18 protein-coding genes and 1 rRNA gene are annotated in these 20,124 nt (G+C 67.4%); 5 read left to right on the top strand and 14 right to left on the bottom strand.

Annotated elements, in window-relative coordinates:
• Positions 1–4 precede the first annotated feature (4 nt).
• Both BLS66_RS06300 and BLS66_RS06295 read right to left on the bottom strand, forming a co-directional pair.
• On the bottom strand, positions 5–574 hold the full coding sequence (locus BLS66_RS06300) for a hypothetical protein (RefSeq protein WP_049465364.1): 570 nt from the start codon (positions 572–574) through the stop codon (positions 5–7).
• A gap of 108 nt (positions 575–682) precedes the next feature.
• Positions 683–1,399 (bottom strand): SURF1 family protein, encoded by a 717-nt coding sequence (locus BLS66_RS06295; RefSeq protein WP_074725451.1) that lies wholly within the window; start codon positions 1,397–1,399, stop codon positions 683–685.
• Between the two features lie 57 nt (positions 1,400–1,456).
• On the opposite strand from BLS66_RS06295, the gene BLS66_RS06290 reads away from it, so the two are divergent.
• Positions 1,457–1,675, top strand: a complete 219-nt coding sequence (locus tag BLS66_RS06290; protein ID WP_005412025.1) for a twin transmembrane helix small protein — start codon at positions 1,457–1,459, stop codon at positions 1,673–1,675.
• Between the two features lie 17 nt (positions 1,676–1,692).
• Here BLS66_RS06290 and BLS66_RS06285 read toward each other — a convergent pair whose 3' ends face one another.
• From BLS66_RS06285 to BLS66_RS06260, 6 genes are read right to left on the bottom strand one after another with little or no spacing between them, the layout of a single operon-like run.
• Positions 1,693–2,568, bottom strand: coding sequence for a cytochrome c oxidase subunit 3 (locus BLS66_RS06285; protein ID WP_053505029.1), 876 nt, complete (start codon positions 2,566–2,568; stop codon positions 1,693–1,695).
• Between the two features lie 13 nt (positions 2,569–2,581).
• Positions 2,582–3,172 (bottom strand): cytochrome c oxidase assembly protein, encoded by a 591-nt coding sequence (locus tag BLS66_RS06280; RefSeq protein WP_049465371.1) that lies wholly within the window; start codon positions 3,170–3,172, stop codon positions 2,582–2,584.
• On the bottom strand, positions 3,169–3,405 hold the full coding sequence (locus BLS66_RS06275) for a hypothetical protein (protein ID WP_074725450.1): 237 nt from the start codon (positions 3,403–3,405) through the stop codon (positions 3,169–3,171). Before BLS66_RS06275 ends, BLS66_RS06280 begins: the two co-directional genes overlap by 4 nt.
• An 8-nt stretch (positions 3,406–3,413) precedes the next feature.
• A complete protein-coding gene (gene ctaD / locus BLS66_RS06270; RefSeq protein WP_049465376.1) occupies positions 3,414–5,021 on the bottom strand; it encodes a cytochrome c oxidase subunit I in 1,608 nt (535 codons plus the stop codon).
• 59 nt (positions 5,022–5,080) lie between these two features.
• The gene (coxB, locus tag BLS66_RS06265) at positions 5,081–6,034 is read right to left on the bottom strand and encodes a cytochrome c oxidase subunit II (RefSeq protein WP_074725449.1); all 954 of its coding nucleotides are present in this window, start codon (positions 6,032–6,034) and stop codon (positions 5,081–5,083) included.
• 11 nt (positions 6,035–6,045) lie between these two features.
• Positions 6,046–6,522, bottom strand: coding sequence for a DUF2244 domain-containing protein (locus BLS66_RS06260; protein ID WP_049471508.1), 477 nt, complete (start codon positions 6,520–6,522; stop codon positions 6,046–6,048).
• 274 nt (positions 6,523–6,796) lie between these two features.
• On the opposite strand from BLS66_RS06260, the gene putA reads away from it, so the two are divergent.
• Complete coding sequence (gene putA / locus BLS66_RS06255) at positions 6,797–10,015, top strand: bifunctional proline dehydrogenase/L-glutamate gamma-semialdehyde dehydrogenase PutA (RefSeq protein ID WP_074725448.1); 3,219 nt, start codon at positions 6,797–6,799, stop codon at positions 10,013–10,015.
• A gap of 102 nt (positions 10,016–10,117) precedes the next feature.
• Here the strand turns inward: putA and BLS66_RS06250 are convergent, their stop codons facing one another.
• The 3 genes from BLS66_RS06250 to BLS66_RS06240 form a co-directional block, all read right to left on the bottom strand.
• A complete protein-coding gene (locus BLS66_RS06250; protein ID WP_074725447.1) occupies positions 10,118–11,191 on the bottom strand; it encodes an AAA family ATPase in 1,074 nt (357 codons plus the stop codon).
• Positions 11,178–11,777 carry a nicotinamide riboside transporter PnuC gene (pnuC, locus tag BLS66_RS06245; RefSeq protein ID WP_074725446.1) on the bottom strand — a complete coding sequence of 200 codons (600 nt, stop codon included), beginning with the start codon at positions 11,775–11,777 and terminating at the stop codon, positions 11,178–11,180. The genes BLS66_RS06250 and pnuC overlap by 14 nt, the downstream gene beginning before the upstream one ends.
• Before the next feature lie 113 nt (positions 11,778–11,890).
• Positions 11,891–13,318: an outer membrane protein transport protein gene (locus BLS66_RS06240; RefSeq protein WP_057494742.1), complete on the bottom strand. Its 1,428-nt coding sequence runs from the start codon at positions 13,316–13,318 to the stop codon at positions 11,891–11,893.
• Between the two features lie 226 nt (positions 13,319–13,544).
• Between BLS66_RS06240 and BLS66_RS06235 the strand changes: the two genes are divergently transcribed.
• Positions 13,545–14,237, top strand: a complete 693-nt coding sequence (locus tag BLS66_RS06235; RefSeq protein WP_049471500.1) for a rhomboid family intramembrane serine protease — start codon at positions 13,545–13,547, stop codon at positions 14,235–14,237.
• A gap of 83 nt (positions 14,238–14,320) precedes the next feature.
• Here BLS66_RS06235 and BLS66_RS06230 read toward each other — a convergent pair whose 3' ends face one another.
• Positions 14,321–15,757 (bottom strand): S41 family peptidase, encoded by a 1,437-nt coding sequence (locus BLS66_RS06230; protein ID WP_074725445.1) that lies wholly within the window; start codon positions 15,755–15,757, stop codon positions 14,321–14,323.
• Between the two features lie 108 nt (positions 15,758–15,865).
• A complete protein-coding gene (locus BLS66_RS06225) occupies positions 15,866–17,086 on the bottom strand; it encodes a murein hydrolase activator EnvC family protein (RefSeq protein ID WP_279626475.1) in 1,221 nt (406 codons plus the stop codon).
• A gap of 176 nt (positions 17,087–17,262) precedes the next feature.
• Here BLS66_RS06225 and BLS66_RS06220 point away from each other — a divergent pair, with 176 nt between their 5' ends.
• Positions 17,263–17,925: a DUF4097 family beta strand repeat-containing protein gene (locus tag BLS66_RS06220; RefSeq protein WP_049471493.1), complete on the top strand. Its 663-nt coding sequence runs from the start codon at positions 17,263–17,265 to the stop codon at positions 17,923–17,925.
• Between the two features lie 85 nt (positions 17,926–18,010).
• Positions 18,011–19,720 (top strand): M28 family metallopeptidase, encoded by a 1,710-nt coding sequence (locus BLS66_RS06215; protein ID WP_074725443.1) that lies wholly within the window; start codon positions 18,011–18,013, stop codon positions 19,718–19,720.
• A gap of 318 nt (positions 19,721–20,038) precedes the next feature.
• Here the strand turns inward: BLS66_RS06215 and rrf are convergent.
• Positions 20,039–20,124: ribosomal RNA gene (gene rrf / locus BLS66_RS06210) — 5S ribosomal RNA — on the bottom strand; the annotation flags it as partial.

The raw sequence follows: 20,124 nt of genomic DNA, 5'->3' as shown, positions 1-20,124 counted from the left end.
GGACTCACTTCAGTTTCAGCAACGTGGCCATGTCCTTGCGCAGGCCACCCAGGTCGGTGCCGGGGGCATGGCGCATGATCACGAAGCCGTTCGGATCGATCACGTAGACCGGCAGTCCAGCCGGATCATCGACGCCGGGCAGCGCCGCGCGCAGGGCTGGCGACGGAGCCAGCGGCCGCAGCGCGGGCAGCGAGGCGATCGACGCCGGTGGCGTTCCCAGCCACAGGATCTCGACATTATCGGCGTTATGGCCGAACAGCTGCCACACCTTGCCCAGTCCCTGCGACAAAGTGACGCACTGCGCGTCGCAGGCACCGGGCGGGGCCACCAGCAGGCGCCAGGTACGGGCTTCGGGGTTCCACGGGTACGGCTGGCCATTGGCCAGGGTCGGTGCCTGCTGGCGCAGGTCCACCGGCGGCTGCAGCAGCTGGCCGGCGTTGCGGTGCCCGGTCGGCTGCCAGCCGGAGAAGCGCAGCACCGCCGCCAGTGCCATCGCCCCGAAGAACACGGCAAACAGCAGCACCAGGGTCCGGCGGCCGGAACCGCGCGCCTGCGGGGACGTAGCAGTGTTCATGCGGGGCATTTTCTCATGGTTGGGCGAGGGATGCGGGTGCGGTACCCCGGTAGCGCCGGCCGCTGGCCGGCATCCAGGATTGCGGGGGATGCCGGCCAGCGGCCGGCACTACCGGGCCACGGCACGTCGCCTGCGCCACTCCAGCACCAGCGCCACCACCAGCACGGTCAGCGCCAGGCCGAACCACTGCACGGCGTAACCCAGGTGGCGCTGCGGCGGCAGCGTGTTGGGCAGCAGGTCCAGGTCGCGTTCGTCGCCGAAGGCCAGCGCCGGATCCAGGCGCAGCACGCGCTCGGGCAAGGCCGGCAGGTCCAGCGCCGCCGCCAGGCCCTCTGCCGGCAACCGGCTGGCCAGCCAGCGCCCGGCCTCACCGGTGGCAGAGAACGCCGGCCCCAGCGCCAGCCCGGCCGACGGCGGCGGCGCCAACAGCCCGCGCACGGCCACCGGCGAAGGCGGCGACGGCACCTCCGGCAGCGTGCGGTCCGGCGGCAGCGCGCGCCAGCCGAGGTCGACCAGCAGCACGCGACCTTCGTCACTGCGGAACGGGCGGTAGATCTTTACCCCGGCGCGGCCGTGCCGGGTCTGGTTGTCCAGCAGCACCACGCCGGGCAGGAAGCGGCCATGGTCGGCCACGCCATGCAACGCGCCCGGTGCGGCCAGCGCCTGGGCCAGCGACAGCGCTTGAGCCACCGCTGGCCCCTGCGCATCCAGCAGCGCCTGTTTGGCATGCATGCGCTGCAGCTGCCACAGCCCCAATGCGGTGAATCCGGCCATCGCCAGCACGGCCAGCAGCCACCCGATCACGCGCGTGTGCTGGCGCATCATGACAAGTCCGCGCAAACGCGGTCAGATAGGCGCATCCACCCTGCCCTCGAGCCGCGCATGAGTGATTCGCTGAAGACCCTGCTGGTAATCGCGTTTCTGATCGTCATCGTCTGGAATCTGGGCGCCGGCCTGTATTACCTGCTGGTTGACCGCGGCCAGACCAAGCGCACGGTCAACGCGCTGACACGTCGCATCGCGGTGTCGGTCGCGTTGATCCTGCTGGTGATCGTGAGCATCTACATGGGCTGGATCAAACCGCACGGCATCGGCGGCTGACGCCGCAGCCGCCGGGATCAAAGCACGTAGACGAACATGAAGAGCATCAGCCACACCACGTCGACGAAGTGCCAGTACCACGCAGCGGCTTCGAAACCGAAATGGTTGTCGCGGGTGAAGTGCCCCTTGGCCGAACGCAGCCACATCACCACCAGCATGATCGTGCCCAGCAGCACGTGCGCGCCGTGGAAACCGGTCAGCATGAAGAACGTCGAACCGTAGATGCCCGAGCCCAGCGTCAGGTTCAGTTCCTTGTAGGCGTGGAGGTACTCCTCTGCCTGCAGGGTCAGGAAGCCCAGGCCGAGCACCACGGTCAGGCCCAGCCAGACCAGCAGCTGGCGGCGGTTGCCCGCCTTCAGTGCGTGGTGGGCGATGGTCAGGGTCACGCCGGAGGTCAGCAGGATCAGCGTGTTGATCAGCGGCAGCCCCCAGGCCGGGATGGTCTGGAACGCACCACCGATCGCCGCCGGGCCATTGGTCGGCCATCCGGCGGAATAACCCTGCCAGAGCAGCTCGTTGGTCATCACCCCGCGGCCTTCGCCACTGAGCCACGACAGGCCCAGGTTGCGGGTGTAGAACAGCGCGCCGAAGAAGGCACCGAAGAACATCACTTCGGAGAAGATGAACCAGATCATCCCCATCCGGAACGAACCATCGACCTGGTGGTTGTAGCTGCCCGCCTGTGACTCGCGCACCACGTCGCTGAACCACCAGAACAGGGTCAGCACCAGCATCGCGATGCCGACGTAGAACGTCCAGCGCCCCCAGCCGGCATCGTTGAGCCAGCTGGCCACGCCCACCATGGTCACCATCATCGCGATGGACCCCACGAAAGGCCATTTGCTCTGGGCCGGGACGAAGTACACGTTGGCGTCGGTCGGTGTCTGGGCCATGTCGGTATCCGGGTCAGGGTGCGGCGTGCGCGCCGTCCGAGGTGGCGGCCGGGGCCAGCCGATCGGACAACGCGTCGTTGCGGTAGAAGGTGTAGGACAAGGTGATCGTCTTGATCTCCGGCGGCAGGTCCGGATCGACGATGAAACGCACCGGCATGTCGCGCTTCTCGCCGGCCTGCAGCGTCTGCGCGGTGAAACAGAAACATTCGGTCTTGCTGAAGAAGCCCGAGGCACGCGCAGGCGCCACCGATGGCACCGCGCTGCCGACCACGGCAGCTGCGCTGTCATTGCGGGCGAAGTACAGCGCCTCGTTGAGTTCGCCGGGCACCACGTCCATGGTCAGCTGCTCGGGATGGAACGACCACGGCAGGCGCGAATTGACGCCGCCGTCGAACTCCACGCGCACGGTGCGCTTGCCCGCCGCCGCGCCTGCACTGGCTTCCCCTCCGGGACCGCGCTCCAGGCGCACGCCGAACACCTTTTCACAGGCAATGCGGTACAGCGGCACCAGCGAGAACGTCAGCAGGAACACCGCCACCGCCACGCCGATCAGGCGCGGCAGCCCGGCACTGGGTGAGGGCGTGCTGGCCGGCGCCTCGCTCATCGCCCGATCACCCCGCTGAGGATGAAGCCGACATAGACCAGTACGGCGATGGCGCCGACCCACATCGCCGTGCGCTTCGCACGCTGGCGCTGCTGCTCGATGCTTCCGCCCTGGTAGAGCCGACCGCTGGTCGGCTGCTCTTCATTGTTGTAGAGCCGACCGCCGGTCGGCTGCTTCTCATCCGCCGAACATGGCTCGACTCTACCGATCGGGAGCGGGCTCTGGTTATGCATGCCCCACCTCAATGCGTGATGTCGTCATGTGCCAGGTCCCCCGGGCGGAGGGTCGGCGGCGTGGTGAAGGTGTGCGCCGGTGCCGGCGACGGCAGCGTCCACTCCAGCCCGCGCGCGCCTTCCCAGGAACGGGCCTCAGCCTTCTCGCCGTTGCGCAGCGAGGACAGCAGGATCGCGGCCATCATGAACGGGGTGACGAACATGCCGAACGCGCCGATCGAACTGATCAGGTTCCAGTCGGCAAAGGCCACGCTGTAATCGGGAATGCGGCGCGGCATGCCGGCCAGGCCGAGGAAATGCTGCGGGAAGAACAGCAGGTTGACGAACACGATCGACCACCAGAAGTGCACCTTGGCCCACTTCTCGCTGTACATGCGCCCGGTCCACTTCGGCCACCAGTAGTACACCGCGGCGATCAGCGCGAACACCGCGCCGGTCACCAGCACGTAGTGGAAGTGGGCGACCACGAAGTAGGTGTCGTGGTACTGGAAGTCGGCGGCGACGATCGCCAGCATCAGGCCGGAGAAGCCACCAATGGTGAACAGGATGACGAAGGCCACCGACCACAGCATCGGCGCCTCGAACGTCAGCGAGCCGCGCCACATCGTGCTGACCCAGTTGAACACCTTCACCCCGGTCGGGATCGAGATCAGCATGGTGGCGAACATGAAATAGATCTCGCCGCCCAGCGGCATGCCCACGGTGAACATGTGGTGGGCCCAGACGATGAACGACAGGAACGCGATCGCGGCGGTGGCGTACACCATCGCCTGGTAGCCGAACAGCGGCTTGCGGCTGAAGGTCGGGATGATCTCGCTGACCACGCCGAAGGCGGGCAGGATCATGATGTAGACCTCGGGATGCCCGAAGAACCAGAAGATGTGCTGGTACATCACCGGGTCACCGCCACCGGCGGCGTTGAAGAAGCTGGTGCCGAAGAACTTGTCGGTCAGCAGCATGGTCACCGCACCGGCCAGCACCGGCATCACCGCGATCAGCAGGAAGGCGGTGATCAGCCAGGCCCAGCAGAAGATCGGCATCTTCAGCAGGTCGATGCCCGGCGCACGCATGTTGAGCACGGTGGCGATGATGTTGATCGCGCCCATGATCGAGCTGATGCCGGCCACGTGGATGGCGAACACACTGAAGGCAACGTTGTAGCCACCCTGCAGCGACAGCGGCGGATACAGCGTCCAGCCACCGGCCGGTGCACCACCGGGCAGGAACAGGGTCAGCAGCAGCAGGCTGAAGGCCACCGGCAGCAACCAGAACGACCAGTTGTTCATGCGCGGCAGCGCCATGTCCGGCGCGCCGATCTGCAGCGGGATCATCCAGTTGGCGAGGCCGACGAAAGCCGGCATCACGCCGCCGAAGATCATCACCAGTGCATGCACGGTGGTCATCTGGTTGAAGAACTCGGGCTTGACGAACTGCAGGCCCGGCTGTGCCAGCTCGGCGCGGATCACCACGCTCATCGCCGCGCCGATGATGAACATGATGAAGCTGAAACCCAGGTACAGCGTGCCGATGTCCTTGTGGTTGGTCGAGAAGAACCAACGCTCGAAGAAACTCTGCTGGTGATGGTGATCGTCGTGCCCAACTGCCGAGTGCGCCATTGCAAAACACCTCTCAGAATCGGTTGTCACCACGGCCGCGGGCGGCCGCGGGCTTTACATCACGCGCCGCTGGCTGCGGTGGCAGGTGCGCTGCCCGCTTCTGCAGCAGCAGGCGCAGCCGGTGCCTCGCCCGCCGGTGCAGCCGGTTCGGCAGGTGCCGCAGGCGTGGCCGGCTCGGCAGCCGGCGCCGGCTTGCGCTGCGCCAGCCACTGCTTGAAGTCCTCCTTGGACACCACCTCGACCACGATCGGCATGAAGCCGTGGTCCTTGCCACACAGCTCGGCGCACTGGCCGCGGTAGACGCCGGGCTGCTCGATGCGGGTCCAGGCTTCGTTGATGAAGCCGGGGATGGCGTCCTGCTTCCAGCCCAGCGCCGGCACCCACCAGGCGTGGATCACGTCGTCGGAAGTGATGACGAAGCGGACCTTGGTATCGACCGGCAGCACCAGCCGGTTGTCGACATCCAGCAGGTAATGCGGATGGCTTTCGCGGGTCGGCACGATACCGCTCTGCCGTACGCGGTCGGACTCGCGGTCCAGGCGGCTGGTGAAGGTGACGTTCTCGCCGAGGTATTCGTACTTCCACATCCACTGGTAGCCGGTGACCTTCACCGTCATCTCGGCATCGCGGGTGTCGTACATCTTGATCAGGTTGGCCGTGGCCGGCCATGCCATCACGATCAGGATGATCACCGGGATCACCGTCCAGATCACTTCGGCCTTGGTGTTGTGGCTGAAGGTGGCGGCGACCGCGCCCTTGGATTTGCGGAACTTGAAGATGGCGTAGGCCATCGCCCCGAACACGATGACGCCGATCACCGTGCAGATGATCAACGAGAGGTTGTTGGATTCCCAGGCCAGGCGCGAGGTCTGGGTCACCCCCTTGCCCATGTTCAGCTGCCACGGCTTGGGATCGGCCGCCTGGGCCCAGGCCAACGCCGGAACCCATCCCCCGGCCACCATGGCGGCGACCGCTGCAACGCACTTCGTGCCCCACCTGCTGCTTTGCTTCATTGCCTAGACCCTTAGCGTCGTCGGTGGCCGCCATCGCTGGCGGCGAGCAAGCTTTCAAGTGTCTCTGCGAGCGTCTGGCGTTCGGCCGGCGCGAGGAAACTCCCCACCTCCACCTGCCGGCCGCTGGATGCCAGCCGGACCCTCTCATCGTCGGTGAGCAGGCGCACCCAGTGCGGGTGGGCCCGGAACACCGGCGATCCACCGGGTACGGGGATGACCTCCACGTACGCCGGCACTACCCGGATCTCCTCCTGCCGTTCACCGCTGCGCCACAAGGCACGCAGCGCGGCCGCCAGCACCAGGCTGTACAGCAGCGCGAACAGGGGGGCGAATGCATTGCCGGCCCACCACCCGAGGGCGGACACCAGCCACATCGCACCCGACAACACGGTGAACAACAGGACGAACTGCCGGGCATCGAGCGCCCGTGGGGGACGCAGCCGCAGCTGCGTACCTGACCCATCCGGAGCTGGAAGCACCTCGATCATGTCGCAACCGCGTTCCTGCCGCGGGAAACGTCTCGATGGTAGCCCCGCCCTCTCGCCGGTAGCAAGGGTGCATTCACACTTTTTCCGATGCTGCAACACAGCATGAGGTCGGCGGCGCGAATGACGAATTCAGCACAAAATTTGACGGGCGTGCTGAGCACGCTGAATCCACCACCGCTACGGGCTATGAGCCCTTCACGAAGGGCGCTTCGGGGCACTTCCGGAACCCGCAAAAATGATTAAAATCGCCAAGTTTTCCATTGGCCGGACCGGCATGAACGCACCTTCCTCCTCCCCTGCCGCCAGCGACGCTCCGCGTCCGGGCGCGCTGCTGTCGCCGGAACTGCCGGCGTCCCCCAACCCGTTCCGCCAGGCCATCACCGACGCCTGGTTGAAGGACGAGGCCAGCCACGTCCGCGACCTGCTGGCGCAGGCCCGCCTGCCCGCCGAGGAACAGGCCCGGGTGCAGGCGCTGGCCGCCGACCTGGTCGGCCGCGTGCGCGTGCGCGCCAAGGACCAGGGCGCCATCGAAGCCTTCATGCGCCAGTACGACCTGGGCAGCGAGGAAGGCGTGCTGCTGATGTGCGTGGCCGAGGCGCTGCTGCGCATTCCGGACCAGGACACCGCCGACAAGCTGATCCGCGACAAGCTGGCTGATGCCGACTGGGAAAAACACCTCGGCGGCAGCGACTCGGTGCTGGTCAACGCCTCCACCTGGGGCCTGATGCTGACCGGCAAGCTGGTGCAGATGAACGACGCCACCCGCGCCGATGCGCCCAGCGCGTTCAAGCGCCTGGTCGGTCGCGTCGGCGAGCCGGTGGTGCGCCTGGCCGTGCGCCAGGCGATGAAGATCATGGGCCACCAGTTCGTCATGGGCCGCACCATCAGCGAAGCCCTGGCGCGCTCGCACAAGGGCGACAACGCCAGCTACCGCTATTCCTTCGACATGCTGGGCGAAGGCGCGCTGACCATGAAGGACGCGCTGCGCTACCTGGAAGACTACCGTCGCGCGATCCACGCCATCGGCGGCGATCACAAGTCGCGCGGCGGCCGCCCGGACGGCGACGTCAACAACGCGCCGGGCATCTCGATCAAGCTCTCGGCGCTGTACCCGCGCTACGAGCACGCCAAGCGCGAGCGCGTGCTGAAGGACCTGGTGCCGGGCGTGCTGGAACTGGCACAGCTGGCCAAGAGCTACGGTATCGGATGCACCGTCGACGCCGAAGAGTCCGACCGCCTGGAACTGTCGCTGGACATCATCGAGCAGGTGTTCTCCGACGCCTCGCTGTCCGGCTGGGATGGCTTCGGCGTGGTCGTGCAGGCCTACCAGAAGCGCACGCCGTACACGATCGATCACCTGGCCGACATGGCGCGCCGCGCCGGTCGCCGCCTGCAGGTGCGCCTGGTCAAGGGCGCCTACTGGGATGCCGAGATCAAGCGCGCGCAGATCGAAGGTTATCCGGGCTACCCGGTGTTCACCCGCAAGCAGAACACCGACGTGTCCTACCTGGCCTGCGCCAAGCGGCTGTTCACCCATGCCGACGCGATCTACCCGATGTTCGCCACGCACAACGCGCACACCATCGCCGCGGTGCGCAGCATCGCCAACGGCGGCGTGTACGAGCACCAGAAGCTGCACGGCATGGGCGACGACCTGTACGCCGAAGTGGTGCCGGCCGACCGCCTGGGCCTGCCCTGCCGCGTGTACGCCCCGGTCGGTTCGCACGAAGACCTGCTGCCGTACCTGGTGCGCCGCCTGCTGGAAAACGGCGCCAACTCCAGCTTCGTCAACCGCATCACCGACGAGCGCGTGCCGATCGCCGACCTGATCCGCGATCCGGTCGAGATGGTCGCCTCGTTCGCTTCGATTCCGCATCCCAAGATCCCGCTGCCGGTTGACCTGCTGCGCAGCCAGAACCACGACAGGAAGAATTCCATGGGCGTCAACCTCGCCAACGACAACGAACTGCGCGCCCTGGCCGAGCAGATCAACGCCGCGGTGAAGCCGTGGCAGGCTGCCCCGCTGGTGCCGGGCGCCATCCCGGCCGGCGCCGCGCTGCCGGTGACCAATCCGGCCGACACCCGCGAGGTGGTCGGCCAGTGGCTGGCCGCCGATGCCGCCACCGTGCAGAAGGCCCTGGCCAACGCCGTGGCTGCGCAGCCGGCCTGGAACCGCACCCCGGCCGCCAGCCGCGCCGCCATCCTCGAGCACGCCGCCGATCAGCTGGAAGCGCGCATGCCGGAGTTCATGGCGCTGTGCGTGAAGGAAGCCGGCAAGAGCCTGCCCGACAGCATCGCCGAAGTGCGGGAAGCCGTGGATTTCCTGCGCTATTACGCCAAGCAGGCACGCGAGCAGTTCAGCCACGCCGAGAAGCTGCCCAGCCCGACCGGCGAATCCAACGAACTGCAGCTGCATGGCCGCGGCGTATTCGTCTGCATCAGCCCGTGGAACTTCCCGCTGGCGATCTTCCTGGGCCAGGTCGCTGCCGCCCTGGCCGCCGGCAACAGTGTGATCGCCAAGCCGGCCGAGCAGACCAACCTGATCGGCTACTACGCGGTGAAGCTGCTGCACGACGCCGGCGTGCCGGCCGAGGTGGTGCAGTTCCTGCCGGGCGACGGCGCCACCGTCGGTGCCGCGCTGACCGCCGACCCGCGCGTGGCCGGCGTGGCCTTCACCGGCTCCACCGATACCGCCCGTGCGATCAACCGCGCGATGGCCGCGCGTGACGCCGCCATCGGCGTGCTGATCGCCGAGACCGGTGGCCAGAACGCCTTCATCGCCGACTCCTCGGCGCTGCCGGAACAGCTGGTCAAGGACGCGATCGGTTCGGCCTTCACCTCCGCCGGCCAGCGTTGCTCGGCCGCGCGCGTGCTGTTCGTGCAGGACGACATCGCCGACAAGGTGATGACCATGCTGGCCGGCGCGATGAAGGAACTGAAGGTCGGCAACCCGGGCCTGCTGTCCACCGACGTCGGCCCGGTGATCGACGCCGATGCGCTGAAGATCCTGCAGGACCACGCCGAGCGCATGGACCGCGAAGCACGCCTGATCGCCGCTGCCGAGCTGTCGGCCGACACCGCCCACGGCACCTTCTTCGCGCCGCGCGCTTACGAACTGAAGGACCTGGGCCAGCTGCAGAAGGAAGTGTTCGGTCCGGTCCTGCACGTGATCCGCTGGAAGGGCGACCAGCTCGATGCGGTGATCGACCAGATCAACGCCACCGGCTACGGCCTGACCCTGGGCGTGCACTCGCGCATCGACGAGACCGTGGACCGCATCAGCAATGGCGTGCATGTCGGCAACGTCTACGTCAACCGCAACCAGATCGGTGCGGTGGTCGGCGTGCAGCCGTTTGGCGGCCAGGGCCTGTCCGGCACCGGCCCGAAGGCCGGCGGCCCGCACTACCTGCTGCGCTTTGCCACCGAAAAGACGGTGACGGTGAACACCACCGCCGCCGGCGGCAACGCCTCGCTGCTGACCCTGGGCGACTGATCGCCCGGTTGATGCAGTGAACGAAAAACCCCGCGAACGCGGGGTTTCTTGTGCTCTGCTTCCTGCTCGGCTTTCCTGGCGCGGCCGGGCGTGGGCTCGGCTCTACAGAGGCTGGGCCACACTGAACCGATTGTCCGCCCGCGTCGCCAGCTCGCGCTGCACGCGTGCGATGCGCGTTTCCAGGTCGCCCTCCAGCAGCACATAGTCGACTGCCCGCGCCTGCAGCTCGCGCACGTACCAGGCATGCTGCTGCGCACGGAATGCCGCCCCTACCCGGGTGCCATCCTGGTCAAACGGAATATCAGGCGAGCACAGGAACAGCAGGTCGTAGCGTCGTCGTGCCGCTTGCCGCAGCGGCTGCGGCGCCGTGCCAAACATCCAGCCGCTGTAGCCCAGCGTCACCAGCGGCGTGGTATCGCAGAACAGCCAGCGATGCGCACGCCGCACAGCTTCTTCTTCGTGCTGTGGCTGGGTCATGGCGATGCGAAGCAGATCGTCCGGCACCAGGTCGCCGCCCTGCTGCTCCCAGAGCGTGCGGCCATACTCCGGCACCCACGCGGTCTGCAGGCGCTCGGCCATCACCCGCGCCAGCGTGGTCTTGCCACTGGACTCGCCACCAATGAAGGCCACGCGCTGCACGTAGTCCGCATACAGCCCGGCAGAAAGACTGCGCCGATGCGCATGTGGATCGGCACGCAGCTGGGTGCCGCTGGCTTGGCCGACATCCCGCGTGCGCTCCAGCCGTTCATGACGTACCGGCGCATCGAAGTGCATCGCCAGCGCCTGCGCGAAGCCGTCGCCGTAGTCCTCACCGGTGTACACCGCCTGCACCGGTCCACCGAACAGGCTCAGGCACAGCCAGGCGGTGAACTCGCGCTGCACTTGCTCATCGTCGCTGTCCTGCGGCAACGTGCGAACCGCTGCGCCCCGCTGCACGCACAATGCCGCCAGCCGAACATCGTCAAGCACCGCCACGGTGGCCTGCGGAAACCGGGCGCGCAGCCAACGCTCGCGGCGCACAGCGCTGTAGCCGGGGAAGCCCGGCTGCGACCAGCCGATCACCAGCAGCTGCTGGCAACGCGTGGAAGCGAATTCGATCAGGCGCTCGTGGCCAAGGTGCAGCGGGCAGAACTTGCCCACCACCAGGCCGCGGGCAACGCGCTCAGGCGGCGGCATCGGCTGCCTTGGCCTCGGTCCGCATCAGACGGCGCCAATGGCGCAGGGCGACCAGCGCGTTTATCCAGAAACCGATGTAGAGGATCGAGGTCAGGTGCAGGCCACGGCTGTAGTACAGCGGCACCGCCACGGTGTTCACCAGCAGCCACACCCACCACGATTCCAGCTTGCGCCGCATCATCAGGATCTGCGCGATCACGCTCAGCACCAGCACCGCCGAATCGATGTAGGGCGCATAGGCGTTGGTCAGTCGGGTCAGCATCCAGCCGTAGCCGAAGGTGGCCACTACCGCCAGCGGCGCCCGCCAGGCCCACGCGCGCGGCCGCAATGAAGTGATCGGCAACGGCGCACCGTGGTCACCGCGCAGCCATTGCCACCAGCCCAGCACGCTGATGGCGATGAAGAAGAACTGCAGCACCATGTCCGCGTACAGGTGCGAGCGTTCGAACACGGCGGCGAACAGTGCGCAGCCAACGATGCCCAGCCACCAGGTATGCACGTTGTTGCGGCCGGCCAGCAAGATCGAGCCGGCAACGGCGATGTTGGCCACCAGCTCCAGCTGGAAGTTCGGATCGGACAGGTTCATCGCGCCATTGTCGCGTAGATCCACGCCCGCCGTGGATGCTGCGGCGCTCCTCGCAAAAGGAAAGCCCCGCTTGCGCGGGGCCCTCCGTGTACTGCGTCAGGCCAACGCCCGAATCAGAACTTGTACTGCAGCGAAGCCGCCAGCACGTCGCCGCTGACCTTGTACTTGCCGGTCACGGTGTTGCCGGTGGCCGAGGTCGAGGTGATGTTCGGATCCTTGGTGAACAGGTGGGTGTAGCCCACGCTGTATTCCATCTTGTCCGAAGCGGCGTAGGTCATGCCCAGCGACAGCCACTTGCGGGTGGTGTCCGGCACCCGCACGTCGCGGTGGGCATCGGTGGTCGGGGTCTGGTCATAGGCCAGGCCGCCGCGCAGGGTCAGCTTGTCGTTCACGCGGAAATCGGTACCGATCGACGCGAAGGTGGTGTCACGGTAGTGGAACGGCAGCACGCTGTCCGGCTGGTTGGAGTCGTAATCGACGACGACCTGGTCGAACTTGCTCCACGCGGTGCGCGTGACTTCAGCCATGATCTGCCACTGGTCGTTCACGCGGTGGGTGAAGCCCACGGTGGCGCTGGCCGGCAGGGTGATGGTCGCGCGACCGTTGCTGTCGATGAAGGTACCCGGGGCAGCCGTGGCCAGGAAGGCCGCCGCATTCTGCGGAATGGTGAAGTCCGCCTTGCCGTCGGTGATCTTGTGCTCGACCTTCGAGCGGTAGCTGAAGGCGATGTTGGTGCCTTCCACCGGGGTGACGGTCATGCCCAGGGTGTAGCCGACCGACACTTCATCGCCCTTGATGCGCAGGTAGCCATCGGCGGTGCCCGGCGAGAAGCCGAGCTGGGCAGCCTGGCGTGCAGCCGCCTGCGACGCCGCCGCAGCCTGGGCCGCGGTGCCGCCGGCAGCCAGCACGCGCGCCGCAGCGGTGCGCTGGGCAGTGGCGTTGATCGCGGTGCCGGTGTCGACAGCGCTGGTCAGGTCGACGTTCAGGCGCTCGGCGAACACCGAAGCACCGAACGACAGGTACGGGTTGACGTCATAGGAGAACGCCACGCCCAGGTCGATGGCCTGCAGCTCGGTCTTGACGCCGTTGTAGCGGCCGACCCAGTCGCGGTCGTATTCGGTCTTGAAACCGAACGGCACGGTCAGCGAAGCACCGAAGTGCATGTTGTCGTTCTCGCCGAACGGCACGTGGAAGTACGCGGCCGGAACCGGGGCGATCATGCCGGCGTCGCCGCCGTTGCCGCCGGAAATCGGCGCGCCGTTGGCGTACTTGCCCTGGCCGCGGAACTTGGCGCCGAAGCTGATGGCGCTGACGTCGCCCTGGACCAGGGTGCCATCGAGCAGGCGCATGGACGCCGGGTTGGTGGCGATGACCGAGGCGTCACCTTCGGTCGAGGTGGAGCCGGCGAACGCGCGGCCCAGGCCCTTGGCGCTGTTTTCCTTCAGCTGGAAGGCGGCAGCATTGGCATCGGCGGCGGCCAGCGCACCGGCAACGCCGACGGCCAGCAGGGTCAGTCGGGCAATGGTGGAAGCGGTTTGCATCGTAGTTCTCTCTCTCCGGTAAGCGGTGATGGTGCTCTGAGTGCGCCTGCGCCCGACCGGCCCTGAAGCCCTTCGGAGCGCGCCGGATTCCCCTCCCGACATACGACGCCGTATGCGAGTATTACCCAGAGCCGTTAATGAAACAATAACAGCGCAGCCGGTTTTCCCGTCTCAAAAGCTGAACAGGACCGTCCCCGCCGAAAGCGGCGCACGCTAGGCTATTGGCATGTTCGTCTCGCTCCCGTCCCGCAAGAAGGCGGCCCTGCGCTGGGCCACGCCCGTGCTGTTCGCGTCACTGTGGCTGGCGTTCCTGTGGTCGATCTCGCGCCCGGACGACGCCCGCAACAGCCTCTGGCTGGACTGGGGCGCCCTGTCCACCGGCCTGACCCACCCGCTGGACTGGTGGGCGACCCTGCAGGACGGCAGCGTGCTGCGCCTGTTCACCGCCCTGTTCCTGCACGCCGACTGGTCGCACCTGCTGGGCAACCTGGTGTTCCTGCTGATCTTCGGCCTGCCGGCCGAGCGGGTGCTGGGGCCGTGGCGGCTGCTGCTGCTGTTTCTGGTCGGCGGCGCGGTGTCGAACCTGGTGGCGATCTACACCATGGGCAGCCCGGACCAGATCATCATCGGCGCCAGCGGCGCGGTGTCGGCGCTGATCGGCGCGTATCTGGCCCTGTTCCCGGGTGCGCGGCTGGGCGTGGTGATTCCGCTCGGGCTGTTCCTGGAGTTCGTGCGGGCCCCGGCCTACCTGTTGATCGGAGTATGGGCCGCGCTGCAGGTGGTGTTCGCCCACATCGGTCCCAGCTTCGGCATGGTGGCGTGGTGGGCGCACATCGGCGGATTCGTGTTCGGCGTCGTGTACGGGGTCTACGTGCGGGCTGCGATCGCGCGCCGCCTGCGCAAGCGGCACGGGTTCTGACCCCTGGTAGTGCCGGCCGCTGGCCGGCTCCACGCTCACCCGCCCGTTCGTAGATCAGTCGAGCATGGCTCGACTCTACAGAATCAGGGCTTGGCTGGGACCGGAGCGGGCTTTGGTTCCGGCTTAGGTTCGACCTTCGCTTCCGGCTTCGCCGCAGCGGCCTTCGCCGCCTTGGCCGCATCCGCCTTCGCGGCTTCGGCCTTCAACCGTGCGGCCACCGAACCGGGGTTCTTCAGCTCGGCCAGTGCGTCGTTGATCGGGCCGTCGCCCGGCAGCACCGCACCGGCGTGGTAGCCCTCGGTGCCTTCGTCATCGCCGCGCAGATGGCCCGGCAGGGTGGCTTCGCTGTAGTCGCTCAGGCTGGCCGGCAGTGCATCCTCGGCCGGCGTGGCGGCGGGTTTCAGCTCGACGTCCGGCACGATGCCGGTGGCCTGGATCGATTTGCCGCTGGGCGTGTAATAGCGCGCGGTGGTCAGCTTCACCGAATCGCCATTGTCCAGCGGCAGCACCGTCTGCACCGAGCCCTTGCCGAAGGTGCGGCTGCCGACCACGCGCGCGCGCTTGTTGTCGCGCAGCGCACCGGCCAGCACTTCCGATGCACTGGCCGAGCCGGCATCGGCCAGCACCACGACCGGCGCGCCTTTCAGCAGGTCCCCCGGGGTCGCGTCGAAACGGGCGTCGCTGATGCTGATCCGGCCACGGGTGCTGACGATGTTGCCCTTGTCGAGCAGATCGTCGGCCACCTGCACGGCGGCCGTCAGCAGGCCACCCGGGTTGCTGCGCAGATCCAGCACCAGGCCCTTGAGCTGGCCACCCGACTGCTTCTGCAGCTGCTGCACGTGCTTCTGGAAGTCCGAACCGGTATCGGCCTGGAACGTGCTCAGGCGGATATAGCCATAGCCCGGCTCGAGTAGGCGGCTGCGCACGCTGGTCACACGGATGGTCTGGCGGGTGAGGCTGACATCGAACGGCTTGGGCCTGCCTTCGCGCACGATGGTCAGCACCACCTTGCTGCCGGCCGGGCCGCGCAACGGCTCGCTGGCATCGATCGCACTGATCGGCTTGCCGTCGATGGCGATGATCAGGTCACCGGCAAGGATGCCGGCCTTGGCCGCCGGCGTGTCGTCGATCGGCGAGATCACCTTCATGCTGGCGTTGTCCGGCTGCTGCTGCAGCTCGACACCGATGCCTTCGTAGGCGCCATTGGCCTGCTCGTCGAAGGCCTGCGCATCTTCCTTGTTGAAGTAGGTGCTGTGCGGATCGAGGTCGAGCAGCAGGCCACGCACGGCCGACTGCATCAGCTTCTTGTCATCGACCGGATCGACATAGGCCGCACGCACCGCGTTGTAGACGGCCACGAAGCGGCGGATTTCCTCCAGCGGCACCTTCGAGGTCACCGCCTCCTCGCTGTTCGCTGCCTGCCCGCCGGTTTCCTGGCTCGGAGCGGGCGCGGTCTGCTGCGCCCAGGACAGCGCTGGCAACAGGGCCAGCAAGAGGGTGGCGGTACGGGCTGCGCGCATGGAGCACTCCTGTCGACGTTGGCATCGTGCTCAAGGCACATGGGCCGATTATGCGCGAAGCACGGCTAAATTCCCGTTGAATCCGCCGTGCATGCGGCGAGCCCGGGTTCAGCGCCGCTGCAGCCAGCTGTCCGGATTGACCGGCTGCCCGCCACGGCGCAGCTCGAAGTACAGCGCGGTCACGCCCTGGCCGCCGGAATTGCCGACCTTGGCCACCGCATCGCCACGGCTGACCCGCGCGCCGGCATCCTTCAGCAGGGTGTCATTGTGCGCGTACAGGCTCATGTAGCCGTTGCCGTGGTCGACGATCAGGATCATGCCGTAGCCGGTCATCCAGTCGGAGAACACGACGGTGCCATCGGCCACGGCCGTGACCGTGCTACCTGCTGGCGCGCCGATCAGCACGCCGCTGCTGGTGCGGCCGTCGGGCAGCTTGCCGCCGTAGCGCGCCAGCAGGTTGCCGGACAACGGCCAGCCCAGGCCACCGACCTTCGGCGCCGGTGCCGATGCCACCGCAGGCGGCACCTTGGTCGGCGGCGGCGGTGGCCGGCCCTGTGCCGCAGCCTGGCGCGCGGCACGCTCGGCGGCGGCCTTCTCCGCGGCCGCGCGGCGCGCAGCGGCCCGGCGCTCGGCCTCCGCACGGGCCGCAGCAGCACGCAGGTTGGCCAGCAGTGTTTCCAGCGCCTTGGCGTCCTGGCCCAGCGCCTGTTCCTTCTCGCGCTGGTCCTTGAAGCGCTCGTCCAGCGAGGCCACGGTCCTGGCGCGATCGCGACGGTCGGCTTCCAGCGCCGCAGCCTGCTGCTTCTGGTCCTGGTGCGCGCCCTGCAGCTTCTGCTTGCGCTCGGCGATCTGCGCCTGCAGCGCTTCCAGCTCCTTCAGATCAGCGGTCAACGCGGTGATGCGCTGTGCCCGCTCGCGTTGCAGGTAACGATGGTAGGCCAGGGCACGATTCGCATCGGCCACGGTGTCCTGCGACAGCAGCAGTTTCAGCGGTGCGTGGTTGCCCAGCTGATAGGCCGCGCGCAGCAGCCCGGCCAGTTCGCGGTGCTGCTGGGCGAGGTTACTCTGCAGGGTGCTGCGGCGCTGCTCGGCCTGGGCCAGGGCCTGGGCCTGCTCGCGCAGCGCCGCTTCGGTCTGCGCAAGCGCGCGCCCGGTGCGTGCCACCTTCTCGTCGGCCTCGCGCAGCTGCTGCGACGCCTGCCCGCGCTGGCCCTCGATCTGCCGTCGCTCCTGCGCCACGCCCTTCAGTTCGGTGCGCAGTTTCTGCAGCTTGCGCTCGGTCTCGCGGGTGGTCTGCGCAGCACCCGGCAGCGGCAGGGCCAGCGTCATGGCCAGCCCCAGCAGCAGGCAGCGACCGCCGCGGGCAGCGGCGATGTGATGTCGGCGTGATGGGAAGACGTTGTCGCGCAAGGGCTTTCCAGTGACTTCAGGCAGTTGCGGGGGCTACCGGGGAATGGTGACATCTCCGCACGCGGCCTGCCAGCCGCACATCTCTCGAGGTCTCCATGAAAACTCTTTCCATTCCGCTGCTGTTGGGCGTACTGCTGGCCACCGGGCCGGTCTGTGCCCAGGAGAACATCAGCAAGGTCAACGGCAGCATCAGCGCCGAACCGGGTCAACGCTACGGCAAGCTGGACACCGTCAACGGCGGCATCCGCATCGGCGAAGGCGTCGAGACCGGCAGCATCGACACCGTCAACGGTGGGGTGAAGGTTGCCGACCGCGCGCGCACCGGTAAGATCGAGACGGTCAACGGCGGTGTGCGCCTGGGGCGCGAAGTGATTGCCAGCGGCGGTGTCAGCACCGTCAACGGCAGCATCTTCAGCGATCGCGGCAGCCAGATCGAAGGCGGCGTCGAGACCGTCAACGGCGGCATCGGCCTGGTCGAGAGCCGCGTCGGCAAGGATGTGGAGACCGTCAATGGTGACATCACCGTCGGTATCGGTTCGCAGGTCAACGGCGGCGTGCATGTGCGCAAGCCGAACTTCAGCATCTCGCTGACCGCCAGCCGCAAGCCCCGCGTGATCATCGGCCCCAACGCGGTGGTCCGTGGCCCGTTGCAGTTCGAGCGCGAAGTTGTGCTGTACGTGCATCGCACCGCGCGCATCGGGCCAGTCACCGGTGCCGAGCCGATCCCGTTCGACAGCGAAACCGCCCCGGCCGACTGAACCCGCCGGAACCGCCGCTTCGGTGATACTCGCGTGTACCGGCCGCGCCTGGGTGCGGCCGCCCTTTGTTTTCCAGGAATCGACGATGCCCCGCAAACTCCTCCTGTGCCTGGCCGCTGCGGCCGCGCTCAGCGCCTGCAAAGGCGAAGACACGCCGGCCACCGCGCCGGCCACCGATACCGCTGCGGCGAAGCCCGCCGCCCACCAGTTCTCGCCGGAAATCAATGCCGGCGACTTCGCCGAGATGGTCAAGACCCTGGCCTCGGATGAGTTCGAGGGCCGCGCCCCGGGCAGCAAGGGCGAAGAACTGACGGTCAACTACATCCGCGACCAGATGCAGCGCATCGGTCTGCAGCCCGGCAACGGTGACAGCTGGTTCCAGGACGTGCCGATGACCGAGACCACGGCCGACGAATCGACCGTGCTGAAGATCACCCAGGGCGGCAAGACCACCGAACTGAAGTTCGGCACCGACATGGTGGTGGGTACCCGGACCGGCCAGGCGGAGGTCAAGATCGATGCCAGCGACCTGGTGTTCGTCGGCTACGGCGTCGACGCACCGGAACAGAAGTGGAACGACTACGCCGGCCAGGACTGGAAGGGCAAGACGGTCGTGATGTTCGTCAACGATCCGGGCTTCCATGTTGACGACGCGAAGCTGTTCGACGGCAAGCGCATGACCTACTACGGCCGCTGGACCTACAAGTTCGAGGAGGCCGCGCGCAAGGGCGCCGCCGCGGCACTGATCGTGCACGACACCGCCGGCGCTTCCTATGGCTGGGACGTGGTGAAGAACTCCTGGGCCGGCCCGCAGTACGACTTGCCGGCCAAGGATGACCCGGAAGCCCGCATTCCGGTGCAGGGCTGGCTGAGCGCCGACGCCGCCAAGGCGCTGTTTGCTGGTGCCGGCCTGGACCTGGCCCAGGCCTACAAGGACGCCAGCAAGCGCGGCTTCAAGCCGGTGCCGCTGAAGGCCACCGCTGCGGTCGACCTGAAGAGCCAGATCGCGCAGAAGCAGTCGCGCAACGTGGTGGGCGTGCTGCCGGGCGGCAAGCGTGCCGACGAGGCCGTGCTGTACATGGCGCACTGGGACCACCTGGGCAAGCACGAGGGTGAAACCGGCGACAACATCTACAACGGTGCGGTCGACAACGCGACCGGCGTGGCCGGCATCCTTGAGGTGGCCGAAGCCATGGCCCACCAGGATCCGAAGCCGGAGCGCTCGGTGGTGTTCCTGGCGGTGACCCTGGAAGAGTCCGGCCTGCTGGGTTCGAAGTACTACGTCTCCCACCCGACCTTCCCGCTGGACAAGATCGCCGGTGTGATCAACATCGACGCGATGTCGGTGGCCGGCCGTGCCAAGGACGTGACCGTCACCGGCTTCGGCAGCTCGGAACTGGAGGACATCCTCAAGCCGCTGGCTGCTGCCCAGGACCGCACGCTGCATGGTGAGACCTCGGTGCAGAGCGGCTTCTACTTCCGCTCGGACCACTTCAACTTCGCCAAGGCCGGCGTGCCGGCCCTGTACGCCGATGGCGGCGAAGACCTGCGCGAGGGCGGCGTGGAGGCCGGCCGCAAGGCCGCGGCGGACTACGGCGCCAACCGTTACCACGGCCCGAAGGACGAGTTTGACGCGGCCACCTGGAAGCTGGACGGCACCGTCGAGGACCTGCAGCTGATGTATGGCGTGGGCAAGGAACTGGCCGCAGGCGATCGTTGGCCGAACTGGTATGCAGGCAATCCGTTCAAGGCCGCCCGCGACGCGATGATGAAGGACAAGGCCCCGGCCAAGTAAAAGTCGGGCCTTGCTCGACTGAACATGGTTCAAGCCTGAGCGGCGCCCCACGGGGCGCCGCTTTTCTTTTGCGTACCGTCGGCGGCTCATCCACGGTTGGTGTGGATCTGCCGGTAGTGCCGGCCGCTGGCCGGCAATCGATTGGTAGCGGCCAACCTTGGTTGGCGCCATGCTTCCTCGCGGAGGGCCTCCACGCATCGCGTGAACCTCCCGGGACGATGCTGGGCCATGGGGTTGCCGGCCAGCGGCCGGCACTACCCGCTGTTCTGCGCACAAAGAAAAACCCCGCTGCGTGAGCAGCGGGGTTTTGGGTGTAAACCCTGGCGATGACCTACTCTCGCATGGCTTGAGCCACACTACCATCGGCGCAGCTGCGTTTCACTTCCGAGTTCGGGATGGGATCG

The sequence above is a fragment of the Stenotrophomonas pavanii genome (assembly GCF_900101175.1).
In the GTDB taxonomy this organism is placed as follows: Bacteria; Pseudomonadota; Gammaproteobacteria; order Xanthomonadales; family Xanthomonadaceae; genus Stenotrophomonas; species Stenotrophomonas pavanii.
Note: the sequence above shows the minus strand (reverse complement) of the source record. Positions and strands in the feature narration are given on the sequence as shown.

Excerpts from the sequence above, each read along its gene's own strand:
- BLS66_RS06235 (WP_049471500.1), top strand. The coding sequence starts at position 13,545 with ATGTTCGTCTCGCTCCCGTCCCGCAAGAAGGCGGCCCTGCGCTGGGCC.
- BLS66_RS06290 (WP_005412025.1), top strand. The coding sequence starts at position 1,457 with ATGAGTGATTCGCTGAAGACCCTGCTGGTAATCGCGTTTCTGATCGTC.
- BLS66_RS06220 (WP_049471493.1), top strand. The coding sequence starts at position 17,263 with ATGAAAACTCTTTCCATTCCGCTGCTGTTGGGCGTACTGCTGGCCACC.
- BLS66_RS06285 (WP_053505029.1), bottom strand. The coding sequence starts at position 2,568 with ATGGCCCAGACACCGACCGACGCCAACGTGTACTTCGTCCCGGCCCAG.
- BLS66_RS06300 (WP_049465364.1), bottom strand. The coding sequence starts at position 574 with ATGAACACTGCTACGTCCCCGCAGGCGCGCGGTTCCGGCCGCCGGACC.
- BLS66_RS06275 (WP_074725450.1), bottom strand. The coding sequence starts at position 3,405 with ATGCATAACCAGAGCCCGCTCCCGATCGGTAGAGTCGAGCCATGTTCG.
- BLS66_RS06295 (WP_074725451.1), bottom strand. The coding sequence starts at position 1,399 with ATGATGCGCCAGCACACGCGCGTGATCGGGTGGCTGCTGGCCGTGCTG.
- BLS66_RS06215 (WP_074725443.1), top strand. The coding sequence starts at position 18,011 with ATGCCCCGCAAACTCCTCCTGTGCCTGGCCGCTGCGGCCGCGCTCAGC.
- pnuC (WP_074725446.1), bottom strand. The coding sequence starts at position 11,777 with ATGAACCTGTCCGATCCGAACTTCCAGCTGGAGCTGGTGGCCAACATC.
- BLS66_RS06280 (WP_049465371.1), bottom strand. The coding sequence starts at position 3,172 with ATGAGCGAGGCGCCGGCCAGCACGCCCTCACCCAGTGCCGGGCTGCCG.
- BLS66_RS06225 (WP_279626475.1), bottom strand. The coding sequence starts at position 17,086 with ATGACGCTGGCCCTGCCGCTGCCGGGTGCTGCGCAGACCACCCGCGAG.
- BLS66_RS06260 (WP_049471508.1), bottom strand. The coding sequence starts at position 6,522 with ATGATCGAGGTGCTTCCAGCTCCGGATGGGTCAGGTACGCAGCTGCGG.
- coxB (WP_074725449.1), bottom strand. The coding sequence starts at position 6,034 with ATGAAGCAAAGCAGCAGGTGGGGCACGAAGTGCGTTGCAGCGGTCGCC.
- BLS66_RS06240 (WP_057494742.1), bottom strand. The coding sequence starts at position 13,318 with ATGCAAACCGCTTCCACCATTGCCCGACTGACCCTGCTGGCCGTCGGC.
- BLS66_RS06230 (WP_074725445.1), bottom strand. The coding sequence starts at position 15,757 with ATGCGCGCAGCCCGTACCGCCACCCTCTTGCTGGCCCTGTTGCCAGCG.
- ctaD (WP_049465376.1), bottom strand. The coding sequence starts at position 5,021 with ATGGCGCACTCGGCAGTTGGGCACGACGATCACCATCACCAGCAGAGT.
- putA (WP_074725448.1), top strand. The coding sequence starts at position 6,797 with ATGAACGCACCTTCCTCCTCCCCTGCCGCCAGCGACGCTCCGCGTCCG.
- BLS66_RS06250 (WP_074725447.1), bottom strand. The coding sequence starts at position 11,191 with ATGCCGCCGCCTGAGCGCGTTGCCCGCGGCCTGGTGGTGGGCAAGTTC.